At 52.0% G+C, this 12725-nt stretch carries 13 protein-coding genes and 1 pseudogene; 7 read left to right on the plus strand and 7 right to left on the minus strand.

What is annotated here, in order from left to right; all coding sequences use genetic code 11:
• Positions 1-302: 302 nt before the first annotated feature.
• A complete protein-coding gene (locus V9K92_RS01070) occupies positions 303-776 on the minus strand; it encodes an SRPBCC family protein (protein ID WP_337352925.1) in 474 nt (157 codons plus the stop codon).
• Positions 777-813: 37 nt separating this feature from the next.
• The gene (locus V9K92_RS01075) at positions 814-1683 is read right to left on the minus strand and encodes an SDR family oxidoreductase (protein ID WP_337353480.1); all 870 of its coding nucleotides are present in this window, start codon (positions 1681-1683) and stop codon (positions 814-816) included.
• A 105-nt stretch (positions 1684-1788) separates the two neighbouring features.
• Here V9K92_RS01075 and V9K92_RS01080 point away from each other — a divergent pair.
• A pseudogene (locus tag V9K92_RS01080) lies at positions 1789-2080 on the plus strand (LysR family transcriptional regulator); the annotation flags it as partial.
• A 30-nt stretch (positions 2081-2110) separates the two neighbouring features.
• Here V9K92_RS01080 and V9K92_RS01085 read toward each other — a convergent pair.
• Positions 2111-2569, minus strand: a complete 459-nt coding sequence (locus tag V9K92_RS01085) for an AAC(3)-I family aminoglycoside N-acetyltransferase (RefSeq protein WP_337352926.1) — start codon at positions 2567-2569, stop codon at positions 2111-2113.
• Between the two features lie 649 nt (positions 2570-3218).
• Between V9K92_RS01085 and V9K92_RS22765 the strand changes: the two genes are divergently transcribed.
• The gene (locus tag V9K92_RS22765) at positions 3219-3542 is read left to right on the plus strand and encodes a GCG_CRPN prefix-to-repeats domain-containing protein (protein ID WP_443094417.1); all 324 of its coding nucleotides are present in this window, start codon (positions 3219-3221) and stop codon (positions 3540-3542) included.
• Between the two features lie 51 nt (positions 3543-3593).
• Here V9K92_RS22765 and V9K92_RS01090 read toward each other — a convergent pair whose 3' ends face one another.
• Positions 3594-3881, minus strand: coding sequence for a hypothetical protein (locus tag V9K92_RS01090; RefSeq protein ID WP_337352927.1), 288 nt, complete (start codon positions 3879-3881; stop codon positions 3594-3596).
• Positions 3882-4672: 791 nt separating this feature from the next.
• Between V9K92_RS01090 and V9K92_RS01095 the strand changes: the two genes are divergently transcribed.
• The 5 genes from V9K92_RS01095 (at position 4673) to V9K92_RS01110 (ending at position 9096) form a co-directional block, all read left to right on the plus strand.
• Positions 4673-4855: a hypothetical protein gene (locus tag V9K92_RS01095; RefSeq protein ID WP_337352928.1), complete on the plus strand. Its 183-nt coding sequence runs from the start codon at positions 4673-4675 to the stop codon at positions 4853-4855.
• A gap of 411 nt (positions 4856-5266) precedes the next feature.
• The gene (locus V9K92_RS22770; RefSeq protein ID WP_443094418.1) at positions 5267-5503 is read left to right on the plus strand and encodes a tetratricopeptide repeat protein; all 237 of its coding nucleotides are present in this window, start codon (positions 5267-5269) and stop codon (positions 5501-5503) included.
• Between the two features lie 172 nt (positions 5504-5675).
• On the plus strand, positions 5676-6467 hold the full coding sequence (gene xth, locus V9K92_RS01100; protein ID WP_337352929.1) for an exodeoxyribonuclease III: 792 nt from the start codon (positions 5676-5678) through the stop codon (positions 6465-6467).
• 1225 nt (positions 6468-7692) lie between these two features.
• Positions 7693-8103, plus strand: a complete 411-nt coding sequence (locus V9K92_RS01105; RefSeq protein WP_337352930.1) for a hypothetical protein — start codon at positions 7693-7695, stop codon at positions 8101-8103.
• A 51-nt stretch (positions 8104-8154) separates the two neighbouring features.
• Entirely contained in the window at positions 8155-9096 is a 942-nt protein-coding gene (locus V9K92_RS01110) for a hypothetical protein (RefSeq protein ID WP_337352931.1), read from the plus strand.
• Between the two features lie 203 nt (positions 9097-9299).
• Here the strand turns inward: V9K92_RS01110 and V9K92_RS01115 are convergent, their stop codons facing one another.
• From V9K92_RS01115 to V9K92_RS01125, 3 genes are all read right to left on the minus strand, one after another.
• Positions 9300-10646: a hypothetical protein gene (locus V9K92_RS01115; RefSeq protein ID WP_337352932.1), complete on the minus strand. Its 1347-nt coding sequence runs from the start codon at positions 10644-10646 to the stop codon at positions 9300-9302.
• Positions 10636-11157 carry a hypothetical protein gene (locus V9K92_RS01120; RefSeq protein ID WP_337352933.1) on the minus strand — a complete coding sequence of 174 codons (522 nt, stop codon included), beginning with the start codon at positions 11155-11157 and terminating at the stop codon, positions 10636-10638. The genes V9K92_RS01115 and V9K92_RS01120 overlap by 11 nt, the downstream gene beginning before the upstream one ends.
• A gap of 416 nt (positions 11158-11573) precedes the next feature.
• Positions 11574-12083, minus strand: a complete 510-nt coding sequence (locus V9K92_RS01125; protein ID WP_337352934.1) for a hypothetical protein — start codon at positions 12081-12083, stop codon at positions 11574-11576.
• Between the last annotated feature and the right edge of the window lie 642 nt (positions 12084-12725).

The following is a 12725-nucleotide window of genomic DNA, read 5'->3' on the forward strand; positions in this document are numbered from 1 at the left end:
GCGTAATCTCAGTACCGGAGATATGTATGCGCACTGCGAAGAGTGCGAAACAGGGTTTATCACCCCAGGCGATCTATGGCCGCCCTTAAAAGGCTTTCTCATTGTTCTCGAAGAATGTGACTGCGAGACCGGGAATCCTTGCAAAGAAATATCCATAACGGTCTGGACGAACTTTATTGTAATAAGGTTCCCCTTGAGTAACGATGCCGGGCTTGCCCGATAATCAAGAGGTGCAAGCTCTCCACAAATGGCAGTGCGCCGAGATGTCTCACGGCGCCTTGGTGCGGTGTTGACGCGTGCCGTCAGAGGCTACCCTCCGCAAGCAGCTCTCGTGTCCGTTTCAGGGTCGATAGCAGGGCCGATTTGTATCCCTTTTCGCTGTCGAATTGCCTCTGTTCCGCCTGTTCTTCCGGACCATTTGGAACTTTGCCGCGCAGGCCGATGTAGCAGTAGAATTTCAGCTGCAGGGCCCCTGTTTCATCTTCGAAGATTTCGTTGATGATCGCGCCCTCTCGTGGACCAGTGGCTTGGAAGAAGGTGACTTTGCTATGGGGTTCAAGGGTGATGATCTCCCTGATGTCGAAGTGAGCGATGGTGGCTTCGCGCACGAGATGCGTCGCACTTTCCTCGATGACATCACAGCGGGTGCAGAGGCCAGCCGGGAGAAAGAGGCGCGCATCGCGTGCCTTCAGTTCCAGGCCCTTCCAGACTTGCTCGCGGGTCAGCTTTGTTTCGCCTTCGGGATTTACGGGGATGGTAGCGGTTGAATAGATCATGACGATGTTCCTTGTTTGGAAACCGTAGACGGCAGCCTCAGGCAGAGGGAGCAGTATCCTTGGCGAAGTCGCGATAGGAGCGGAGCGGGCGGCCGAGAAGTGTTGTCAGGCGCTCGACGTCGCCGCCCTCGGGCAGCATGCCGTAGGTCAGGAAGCGCTCCCCCATCATGCGCATGTCGTAGGCCATCCACGGCGGCATGACCTTCTTCAGGCTCTGCTCGAAGACCAGAGTGTCACCGCCTGCATAATTGATCTGGCGGCCAAGAACGTCGGACCAGATGGCGGCGATATCCGTTCCTGTGAGTGTGTCAGGACCGACAAGATTGATGCGATTGGTCGGAAGCACTTGAGGAGCCTGTTCGCGACGCAGCAGTTCAATTGCTGCAATCTCCGCGATATCGCGGACGTCGATCATGGCGAGACCCTTGTCACCGACGGGCATCGGGTAGATGCCATAGTCCGTGATGACGTCTCTGATTGTCAGATCGTTCTGGATGAAGTAGGCCGGGCGCAGGATAGTGGCATTCATGCCCATCTGCTCGATCATCCGCTCCACGCCGAACTTGCCGGCAAAATGCGGGACGTTGACGTAGATGTCGGAGTGAATAACCGACAGGTAGACGATCCGCTCAACGCCGGCCGAGCGGGCCACATTTAGCGCGATCAAGGCTTGGGTGAATTCATCGGATACCACGGCGTTCAGCAGGAAGAGCGTTGAGACGCCTTCGAAGGCCCTCCGAAGCGAGTCGACATCGAGGAAGTCGCCTTCGGCGACGGCAACTTCGGCCGGGAAGTTTGCTTTCGAGGGATCACGGACGAGAGCGCGAACGTCTGCGCCACGATCGACAAGGTGCTGAATGACTTGGCTGCCGATATTGCCGGTGGCGCCGGTCACGAGGATAGTCATGGGATTTTCTCCGGGGTTGATATTGCTTGACACCCCGAATATGGACGGATCAATATCGATCCAATAGATCGCTAATCTAGACACGCCGTCTCACTGTTGGAACAGATAACGGATCTCGTCGCGCTTGCTGACTTCAACCTTGTTGCCCGCCACGGCGGCTTCGGCAAAGCCGCACGAGCCACCGGGCGGCCGAAGGCAACCGTCACGCCGGGTGGCGGAACTAGAGGCTGCCCTTGATCTCAGGCTGTTCGAGTGCGGCGCGCGCAATCTTAAACTTACCGAGGAAGGACGCGCTCTTTTTCAGCAGACAGCCGCGCTCCTGACGGAGCTCGACGAAACAGCCAGCGCCATTGCCTCGGCTGCGGAAAAGCCGCGTGGCAGGTTGCGGATCAGCGCACGTATTGCATGCTTTTGATCTCCCACCGCGTTAAGTTGAAACACGGATGTCGAAGTGCATGACATCCTCACGGCTGCCCATCTTGGTATAGAGAGTCACTGCCGGATCATCTTCGTAGTCCGCCTGCACATAGATCACCCAGGCACCGCGGTCACGCGAAATCCTGCGAAGCTGCTCAATGAGAGAAGTTGCTACGCCCCTACGGCGGTGTTTTTCATCGACAGCCAGGTCATAGATATAGATCTCCCGGCGCTGGCGTTCAAATTTCTGGAGCTCATAGGCGACCAAGCCACCGATGACGTGGTTATCTTGTATGCAGACCAGAACGATGACGTGGTCCATCGACAGCAGATTTGAAATGTAGGCCGAAGTCAGTGGTTCGCCTGTGTAGGTAGCCGGATCACCAAAAGCCCGAGCAAACACGACGTTCATCTCGCGAAATGCGATTTCGTCGTTCGGTCCTAACCTTCGGATGTTCATTGATTGCATGTTCGTGCCCTTTAGCCTGTCAAGGGAGTTAGGTTGCTTCGTCAAGTCAATGCCCACGAGATAGAGCGGGATAAGTTGTGATTGTATAAGGGGCGTGCGCGCATGCAAATTGTTGCACCTTGCACCGAAACACTTGCCGGGCACGTGGGATAATCTTCACGGCTTGCCGCCAGGAAGGTTTGCGGCCCAACGCCCTAGACTGATCGAACCTGACTTCTAACGAAACTCCAAAAGCCGGACGGCCGACGCAGAAGTTGCCGACGGGATTGCGTGAAAAAAATCGACAAGACGGCTCGTTCTGTTGTCCGTGCCAGCGATTCGATAAGCAAATCCCAACGAAAGTAATCACAAGTAAAGGTGCGTCACCCAGTTATTATCATACCGTCCGTTCAGTATAGGCCATGTGATAAACATAAATGTTCTTTTAGCCTTCGGCACGCAAGTTGAATAAACTTCATAGCATGTCGCCGTTTAAACCAATTGCCTAAACTCTGCTCCGCATACTGGGGAAGTGGTCTGTCTCGTCTGGATCGTGACCAGAAGATCGTTGCCCTGATCCGATCTGCCACAACCAATCTCATTCACCTTCTATTCATCTTGGCGATTTATTTTCTAAGGCACGGGGGTCCATTAGAATGAGGATTCTGCGATGTCACTTAGATCAGGGTTTTATGCGCTAATTCTTGCGCTGGGTTTCTTCTCATTTGCTCCTCCGGCGGGAGCTGCACCATTATCGTATAATTCCGGTAGTCCCGAAATTTCCAGGCCAGTTGAAGCTGTTGGATGGCGTTGTGGCCGTGGCTGGCGGATGAACAGGTATGGCGATTGTGTTCCCAATCGTCGGGCATCAGTTTGTGGTCGGGGATGGCGACTGAACCGATACGGTGAATGTGTCAGGGTAAGGCCGGTTGCTCGCGTATGCGCACGTGGTTACCACCTGACCCCGCGTGGTTTGTGCGTGAGGAACTGGTAGAAATCCAGATTCCGGACGCCGGTGCACGAGCGGCAGTCTTCGGGCTGCCGCTCAATCTTTCGGCCCGCTTTGGCCCTGTAGTGCCTGAACGAACTGCGTCAAAGAATGGATTGAATCTGTCGTAGGAACAAGACGATCAAAATCCTCGGCTATTTTGGCGCACAGGTCTGGTGTCAGCTTCCTCAGATTTGAAGTGACCAAATTGAAGTCTGGAGTTCCGCGGCTGGCAATTGAACGAAGGATGATAAAGGTCTCGACTTCGCCGTCGTCACGCTCGACAAATAACGCCAGCGAACCGCCATCGGCTGCTGCAGCGCTGTCATTTATTTTCTTGAACATTGCACTACTCTCATTTCGGTTCTGAATGAATCCATCTGTAACTTGGAAGTTTTTGCGCAGTACGTTATCGGCACCTTTGCAGTGACCGATAGCTCATGGCTTCGTAGAATGCACGGGGCTCGTTGCCCGGTAGGAGACGAATCGACTCCCGCCTTTTGATCCAGTCAACGGTGCATGACCTGAATATTGTGACGGTCCAATCGACAAACTGGATATTCAGGTTCGCATTGACTCCCTACCTCAATTGTCAGACAGTCAATTGTCATCAGGCATTTATGACCACTGACGCTCGAGAGTGCTTTGAGCTTTCGCCTGGCGCAGCTCGTTATGTGCATTTAAGTAGATTTTCGCATAGCCATGTCCACCTGATGAGTGGGACATAACGCAAACCATTCGTTGCGAAGCATTTCAAATTTTTCGTCAACAGCCACACTCTCCATGATACGCCAAGACTTGCTCACAAGGGCTCTCAAAGGGCCTTAGAGACAGAGATCAGTATCAACATGTTATCATTGAGCCACGGCCACATCCGGTTTGCATAAGCATAGTGACACAGCCAGTATTTATTCAATTTGAGGAGGATGCGATGAAGTACATTCCAATTCCTAAAAGGTCGACGCGCCGGGAAAGCGAAACCAGCTCCGGAAAACTAATCGCCTCGAGCACGAACGTGAGGGCCGCTCACGGTCTTGAACCTATACCGTCGACGGATTGGACCGAATTGTCCAATATACTCAGACGTTCGGGCGGCGGTTTTTCGCACACTCGCAAGCCTGCGGGCTGATTTCGATATGGCGGCACAACATGTCAAAGAGATCGATGAAGCAATAAACGAACTTATTGCTGCTCGTCGGCTGGAAATTATCCAGATTGCTCAAAATGGTGCAAATCCTGGACCGATTAAAAACCTGATGGAAATTCAAATGGCTATTGATTCATTGCTGAGAGCTAGAAAGCACGAGGAATCTCTTTAGCCCGTTAAACATAAGGCTGGTATAACGGAGACAAACAGATGGTCCAAACCAAGCCAACATCGAATTGGAAGGGCCGAGGTCCCGGCAAGGTTGGAGAGACTTACACCGTCGATCACCCGATGGAGGCGTTTAAGCTAAACAAGGATGTTGCCCAACAGTTGATTATTAAATTTAATGGCGACTGTGAGCGCATCAACGACTCGGTCAATGCTCGAAGGCCACGCAGATAATTCCTCCGTATGGGTCGCAACATGTCGGCGTCAATTTACCCGACGGTAGACAGACAACTGATGTTGTGGAAAACCTGAGAGCGAGGGAAAGGCCTGAGCATCAAGACAACATCGACGTCACCGCGGCTGTAATAGCCAGGAAGCCGGGTCGGGCAATGCCGATGCGCACATTCTGAGGGGATTGTTAAAAAGAGGACGGCGCGGCTGTGATGTTAATCCAACAGAAGCGGTTAGATTGTACCGCGAGGCGGCAGATCAAGGTCATGCCGGGGCGCAATATCGACTGGGTCAAATGAGCGAGTATGGTATAGGCTGTGGGAAAATCGGTAATAGGAACCACTGTAGCAATTGGCTGACAAATCGCCTCTCCATCTCGAAGAACAAGGGTTTGGTGTGCACAGGCAACGGGAGATCATGATGTCGAAGCGCAAGCTCATCCACATTGGAACCGACAAACACGGTGAGCGGAAAAATGAAGAGAGCACGTTCACTTTGTCTGTCAAGGTTGGTCAATTCCCATCCTCCGACCAGTACAAGGTAAAAAACGACGCCAGGCCTGGCTCGGGTAACCAGAACGATCATAGATCCACGTGAAAATCGCCACCTACAATGTCAACGGCGTGAACGGCCGTCTTGATGTCCTTCTCCGTTGGCTCGGCGAGGCGGAGCCGGACGTTGTCGTTCTTCAGGAGCTGAAAGCGCCGGACGCCAGATTTCCCGCCAAGGCTATCGAGGCTTCGGGCTATGGCGCGGTTTGGCACGGTCAAAAATCCTGGAACGGCGTCGCCATTCTTGCCCGGGGAAAACAGCCGCACCTTACGCGAAAAGATCTCCCTGGAGAGGCCGAGGATGAGCAGAGCCGGTTTATCGAGGCCATCGTGGACGGTATTGTGATTGGCGGCCTTTATCTTCCCAATGGCAATCCTTATCCCGGCCCGAAATTCGACTACAAGCTCCGCTGGTTCCGGCGTTTGCATGATTATGCCGCAGAGCTCCTGGAACTTGAGGTTCCGGTCGTGCTGGTGGGCGACTACAATGTCATGCCCACGGAACTGGACGTCTATAAACCGGAGCGCTGGAAGGACGACGCCCTGTTTCGCACAGAAGTTCGGGAGGCCTACCAAAACTTGATCAATCAGGGCTGGACTGATGCGCTGCGGCAGATGCATCCGGGAGAACGGATCTATACGTTCTGGGACTATTTCCGCAACGCCTATGGACGCGACGCGGGCCTGAGACTCGACCATTTCCTCCTCAGTGCCGATCTTGCAGGACGATTGGCAAAGGCCGAAGTCGACAAACACGTGCGCGGCTGGGCCCATAGCAGCGATCACGCGCCGGTGTGGATTGAGCTAACTGACAAGATCAAGCGGAGAAAATGAAATGTTGACCAGCAAACGATTTCCGCAGCGGTCTGAAAAACCTGTTAGATCGAGCGGCGGCTTCGGATCTAGGCATCCATTGCCGGCTTCGTAATTGGGTGACTTTGATCGAGAACCTGTACGGAAACAGAGTTCTCCCATTTGGCTCCAAGAAGCTTATGCTGCTGGCGTAATCCTTGAGCGTGCTCGAGCGCATGAACCTGGTTTTGCTGAAATCGCTATTGCGGCTACCGCGGATGCCAACGGCCTGACGGTGTTAACCTCTAACGAAAAGCATTTTGGAACGATGGGGGTAAAGTGGTGGAATCCGTTGAAGGAATTGCCGCTTTCTTCATAAAGATTGCAGTCCCTGTAAAGCCTTACGTGAATCTAGTCGCGCGCCCGGTACGTGGACCTAGTTCAAAAATCTCATATCGAATGGGTCTGTACAAAATAGAAAGTCCTGGGAAAACGGTCGTTTGAAAATGCCGATAATAGGAAAGGAAGCGTCTCTGCGATCGACAAAATGCCCGAAATACAAGGAAAACGGGCGTTTGGACGACCACAGAGACAGATAGCCCTTCGGTTGCAGAATTGACAGAGGAGCTATTCGCGGTAAGCTAGGAATTCTTCATTTTATAGTCAGACGAGAGGAAGTGAGGCATGGTTTAGATGCGGGATGAAAGAAAATACTGAGTAATAACAATGCGTAGCCGTCCACGAAATGTTCGAATGTGAAATTAAAATCGTAAGCGGGGTACGCGGGTCTGTCGACTTTGGTTTCGGAATAACGATTTCAATTTGGAACGCTAAACCAGGTATCGGGGGCGATTTCTGAAAAGGCCTTCAATCCTTAGCATGCAGGTGGTGCACGGTAGAGCAACAAGTTTCTCGCAAATGACTCAGTAACAATGGTCGACCTCGATTTTCTGCAGGCCATCCGATGTGTGACCGATTCGCTGCCTGTCGCCTGACTACTTTCTTACGATCTCAATGGCTTGTCGACTTGATTGTGCCGCGCCTCGGCGCTCTGGGCTCGCAATCAGGCGAAGCGCTATCGAGATAATCTTGGGATCCGGCTGAAAGATTCCCGCAGCAGGGCCGTGATTCTATCCGATCCTGTCGCATCCACGGCGATGTCGAACGTGTGTTGCAGGAGGTCGGCTCTGCGCTTCGGGAGCTGCTACGGATCGCGTCATACCTGTTCGGGCATCTCGATAGCATAGCTGAAGAGGAGCTGGTTGACATGACCTCGGAGTTGAAGAGCGCGGATAAAACGATAGCCACCGCCATAATTGAACTCGTTTCGCAAATGCGCGTTCTTTGGGAACGTCGCGGCGAATGGGAAAGCTATAATGACCTCATGGAACTTGGCCGGACGGGATCTGCTCTCATTCGCGTCTGCGGCGTGCATGCGATGACACAGGCGAATGGTACGGCCTATATCAACATGCCCCCTACTGCCGACACCATGCCGGCCGACGCGACACAGTCCGATCTTTATCGCATTCTGATGAGGGGTGGTAAACAAGAAGGGAGTGACGGATGGATCAGTGGAGGCGGCGGCGTTAGCGCCTGCAGTTCGACGCCTCTCTTCCTTCGAAATCCTAGCCTAAAGTCATTTGGTGCACTTTTCCCGACTCCGCTTCATAGTTAGATTATGATAACGGACAGAAAAACAGCTACTGAAAATAGCCGGGGTAGAATAATGAGCCTGAGAACCGCCTTTGAGCAACGTTATCCGCATTCGGGAGGGCGGATGCCGGCACTGCGCGAGCGATTGATCGAGGTCGCTCAGGCTTTTCTTGAGGCAGGGCAGGGCGATGCCAATGCTGAGCAGCGTTTGTGCTCCGTAGATGACCACGTCTTTTGGCAGCAACTCTCGGAGGTCCTGCTTGGCTACCGGCTGGGCGAAGCGGGTATTGCATTTACCCATCAGGCTATAGGACCGGACTTCCTCATCGAGCATGAGGGGCGACGGATCTGGGTCGAGGTCATCACGCCGACGCCAGCGGGCGTTCCTCAATCGTGGCTCGCTCCGGCGGGAAACGGGGTGCGCGATTTTCCTCATGAGCAGATACTATTGCGCTGGACTGCTGCCATCAAGCAGAAGGCGGAGGTACTGCTCGGCAATCCGGCCCAACAGATAAACGGCTATCTGACGAACGGGATTGTCGGCACCGAGGACTGCTATGTCATCGCGGTGAATGCGCGTCTCCTGCGTGGTTTCGACGGAATGTCCGGCGAGTTGCTAGGGATTAGTCAGTTTCCCTTTGCCGTGGAAGCGACGCTCGCAGTCGGACCGATCCAAGTCAGCATAGACCGCAATACACTGGAATCTTCCCAACCCAAACACCAGCAACGTTATGTGCTCCATAAGCGGGTTGGACAGCCCGTTCCGGCCGATACATTCCTTGACGCCCGCTTCGCGCCTATAAGCGCGATCTGGGCGACCGATATTGATGAAGGGTCAGTGAGTGATAGGCCAGCGAACATGGTGGTCGTGCATAATCCCCGCGCATCGAACCCGCTTCCGTCCGGCCTGCTCCCGGCGCTGGAAGAGTATATCGCCAGCGTGGTCGATGAGGAGCATTACCGGCTCGAGCGCGTGAATGGGAGTGCTTCCCGATCAGCCGTTCATCCGACCTAATCGCCATGTTTCTTCTGCATAAGGCCGATAACGTCTTCGTCGTCTCGAAATGTTAGTCTTGGATAGTGCGGTTTCAACTGATGAAAGAACGAGATTAGGAGACTCATCGATTATAGCAACGTTACAGGCCGTCATATCATGAGCTGGTGGCTGATATCAGCATCGAGCGGTCGATGCGCCAGTCGATGGAACACTTGAACATTTTACTCCCGTAGCAACCGCAGGAAACGACTTGTCCAGGGACTGTACTGCTCACCTATTGCGAGCTTTCTTCTGTCATGTCGGATGGTCTCGAAGACGGCTGGATTTACTCCATTAACGCCGATTTCAGCGGTTTCGATTTTCCGCAAATCAGGTGAAGTGGCTTGTGTCAGGATTAAAGCCTTGTCGTAATAGTCCAAAACGCGGTCAATAATGTTATTGTATTTGTCTTCATCCCAACTAGAGGTAAAGGCATTGATTACCCCTGCGCCAAAAATGTTTTCAAGTGCTTTCAGCAGTTGAGATCTTCCATTGAGACGCATCATACTCAGATCATCGATGCATCCCGCGATGTCGTTCAGTTTGTCTGCAGCCATGTCCACCATTTCCACCAGCGGTTGAATGGCGGAATTAAGGTAAGCTTCGTCTGCCGCCACAACCCTTATGACTCGAAACGTCCGCATAACGTCCTGTTTTGGCCAGACTGCAAGCGCGTCCCCATTCTGATGGCTGTTCTCTGCATGCCATCGACGAGTTAGCTGAGATCGAATAATGTTTGAGTATTGATCGTCCATACGCCAGGCGCGGTAGGCTGGTCCATCTTCCATTTGTTTGGTTTTCGAAATGATGCCTTCTGGAAAGCGTTTCTCGTATCCGGCAAGATCTTGGCCTGATATGTAGAGGCCTTTTAACTGGAAGATTGCATCAAAACGGTTGAGCAGGATTTGAATCTGCTCATCATGTGGCAGCGGGCGAAACGGGGTATTGAGCAGTCCGTCTACCATTTGAAAAGTTGCCTTCGAGGCAAATCGCTCAAACCACTGTTTGCGGATCTCGTCAGCTGTGCTCGAAATGATTGCATCCGGATCGCCATCTTGGTGGACTGAGGTCAACAACGCTGCGAATTTAGATACCCAGTAGCGGGAACGGACGGGCTCACTTATCTCTGTGGTAAACGGGTTAAAGGCTGATGTCCTGTTTATTGCTGCGTCAGCCATGCGCTGACGGAGAGAAATAAATGCTTTCAATGGGGCTTCACCGAGCAGTGGATTCTCTATGCGAATTTCCTGTTCAGGGATCTCGGGATCCAATATGAATGTGTTATCGCCATCGATGATCGGAACAGGAGTTTTACTGCCGATCCGCACATGTCGCTTCAGTTTGGAATGTAGATATCGGATCTTGTAGCCGGATTCTTCCAGAACGTAGAAATCCAAAACGATGAAATGGCCGTCCGTTTTCGGAATAAAACTGTAGTTTGAGTTTCGCTTTTGCAGGACCGGAACCGAGATGGCGTACGTGGTAGTTTCAAAATCCACGCAACCAACGAGTTCATACTCATCGTCCATCGAGTACCCCCATTTTCTGATAAATTGCCTTAACTTCGCTGTAGATAAGCGCCATGTAGCTTTCGGTTGAAAGGGGATAGATGTCGTAGTGCTTTACGATGACCCCACGAGACTTCAGTTCAGCTTTTATCGTGCTGTCATCGAACAGCGGCCTAGGCAATACGCAACCCAACAGTTGATCATCTATTGGCACGTCCGTTTCGGTTTGGAACTCGATGGCGCGTGACCGGTCGTCAGCGTTACAATCCTGTCCAGTATAAAGGGCGCAAAGCGCGAGGATTTCATGGTGTCTGGCGTCTAAATTTGCACGCCGTTTAATCTGTTCGCCGTTGTATGCTTCTCCGTGGAAATAGCTCGTGTCGTCGCCAAAAAACGTCTCAATCAGCAAATCAGCCGCGTTTGATACCGACGCGATATTGTATCCCTCATGACCAAATTCTGAAATGTAATTTGGATATAAACCTCGAAGAAACGCACCCGTGTCGAATGGGTAAATGCGTTTCTCGTTCAAAAGGCATGTGCTTTTAAAAATGAGCACAATCGGAAGTTGCCAATCCTGAGGTCTTGCATAAGCCTTGCGGTAGGAAGGGCGACCCAAAAAAAATATGCGAGCTGTTCTGAAGTGAAGGTGTCGCAATTGGTGACCGCTATTTTCTTATCCTGGAGTATACCCCATATTTTCCAAGCCTCTGAGGAATGTACGAGAGGCAGGCGTGTAGCGAAGTTTGTCTTTCGCGTGCTTAGGTAATCAGAAAGTGTGGGGACTTTAAAAGGATCCATTGAGCGCCGTTCAAATTGATAGCAACCGGATATGTATCACAAATTGTCCGTGAGAGAGGTACCATAGGACGTACACCGTTGGCCTACCAAGGCCGTTTCCTGAATACTTCCGAGATTGTCCAAGATCACGGAGTAATGCCATCGGGCCTATCGGGCGTAACGTTTAATTAGGGTATCGGTGCTGCCCAGCCATTGACTAGCCTCGTTGCCAGTATCTTGAGCTCGCAGTGCAGACGTCAAACGGGAAAACACAGGGATGGAACGTTTAACAATTGCGGCTAAATCAACCTCACTGTCCGGATCAGGAGAAAGGCGATTGGTCAAATGAGTAACACCCTTATTTATAGTAGTGCGCTCCTCACTTGATAGGAAACTGTTGGCTCCCTCCAACACACTTGGCACATCGATATCAAACTCCACCGCAACGAGATCGTCTGCTTGAGCTTTTACTCCTCCAAAGAACTCGTCCAATTTGCGTAGTGCAAGAAAGCTCTGCAGACGGGTTGCATCAGAAACCAGATCAAATCCCCTATCCAGGCCATTTACCAAGTCATCTGGATCGATAGCTTGTGCAAAATCATTGCACCAAACATCGAAAACAAAGCAATGATCGATACACTCGCATATTGTGGCTATCTGTGCTGAGCGAGCATCCATGGTCTAGTTCCTCCTGTCGAAGTTCGGTCCCTGAACTTCGTGCGTCCAAAGCAAATCTATGCCGGCCAAGCGTGAAAGTGCGTGAAGGCATATGCAAGTTGGTCAACTGCATGCCTGTTCAACACTTGCCTGAATTACTATGTGCTTTCACCGAGAAGGCTAAAGGCGAAATTGCAACATATGGATCGGTAATTTCAAGTCGAACATTTATATGTTGCTGATAATCGTTGCCCCCCGGTGTTTTTAGCCAACCAAAATTTATAACCCCTGCACCCGTTTGTTCAATAAGCCATCGCGCAGATTCCATTGAAAATCCTTGGGTGCATATATCATCGACCACCACTGTTTAATGGGCTGGCTTTGTGAAGGCGCAGGGAGAAGCCACGAACGCGGCGGGTATTCTTACCGCCGTCAAGGATCTTGTTCTCGGTATGAATGGAAATCAACGTGCGAAGTGGGATGATCGAAACCCTGGAACGCGACCAGCTTGGGAACCTGATCGAAGAGATCGTAAGGACAATCGGTTTCGGTTTGGCAGATGATGAAAGACGTTAACAGTGAGTGGCGGGAGTGGGCAAATATGGAGCGCAGTCGGGATTTTTTGGACGTCGATTATCATCCCACAAAAGCGTTTAGAGTGTC

Origin of the sequence: Phyllobacterium sp. CCNWLW109, assembly GCF_037203905.1 — a bacterium.
Taxonomy (GTDB): Bacteria; Pseudomonadota; Alphaproteobacteria; order Rhizobiales; family Rhizobiaceae; genus Phyllobacterium; species Phyllobacterium ifriqiyense.

What these genes read in the sequence shown, in the direction of transcription:
- V9K92_RS01095 (WP_337352928.1), top strand. Translation starts at nt 4,673, where the DNA reads ATGGCGGCACAACATGTCAAAGAGATCGATGAAGCAATAAACGAACTT.
- V9K92_RS01105 (WP_337352930.1), top strand. Translation starts at nt 7,693, where the DNA reads ATGACCTCGGAGTTGAAGAGCGCGGATAAAACGATAGCCACCGCCATA.
- V9K92_RS01110 (WP_337352931.1), top strand. Translation starts at nt 8,155, where the DNA reads ATGAGCCTGAGAACCGCCTTTGAGCAACGTTATCCGCATTCGGGAGGG.
- V9K92_RS01085 (WP_337352926.1), bottom strand. Translation starts at nt 2,569, where the DNA reads ATGCAATCAATGAACATCCGAAGGTTAGGACCGAACGACGAAATCGCA.
- V9K92_RS01070 (WP_337352925.1), bottom strand. Translation starts at nt 776, where the DNA reads ATGATCTATTCAACCGCTACCATCCCCGTAAATCCCGAAGGCGAAACA.
- V9K92_RS01090 (WP_337352927.1), bottom strand. Translation starts at nt 3,881, where the DNA reads ATGTTCAAGAAAATAAATGACAGCGCTGCAGCAGCCGATGGCGGTTCG.
- V9K92_RS01075 (WP_337353480.1), bottom strand. Translation starts at nt 1,683, where the DNA reads ATGACTATCCTCGTGACCGGCGCCACCGGCAATATCGGCAGCCAAGTC.
- V9K92_RS22765 (WP_443094417.1), top strand. Translation starts at nt 3,219, where the DNA reads ATGTCACTTAGATCAGGGTTTTATGCGCTAATTCTTGCGCTGGGTTTC.
- V9K92_RS01115 (WP_337352932.1), bottom strand. Translation starts at nt 10,646, where the DNA reads ATGGACGATGAGTATGAACTCGTTGGTTGCGTGGATTTTGAAACTACC.
- V9K92_RS01125 (WP_337352934.1), bottom strand. Translation starts at nt 12,083, where the DNA reads ATGGATGCTCGCTCAGCACAGATAGCCACAATATGCGAGTGTATCGAT.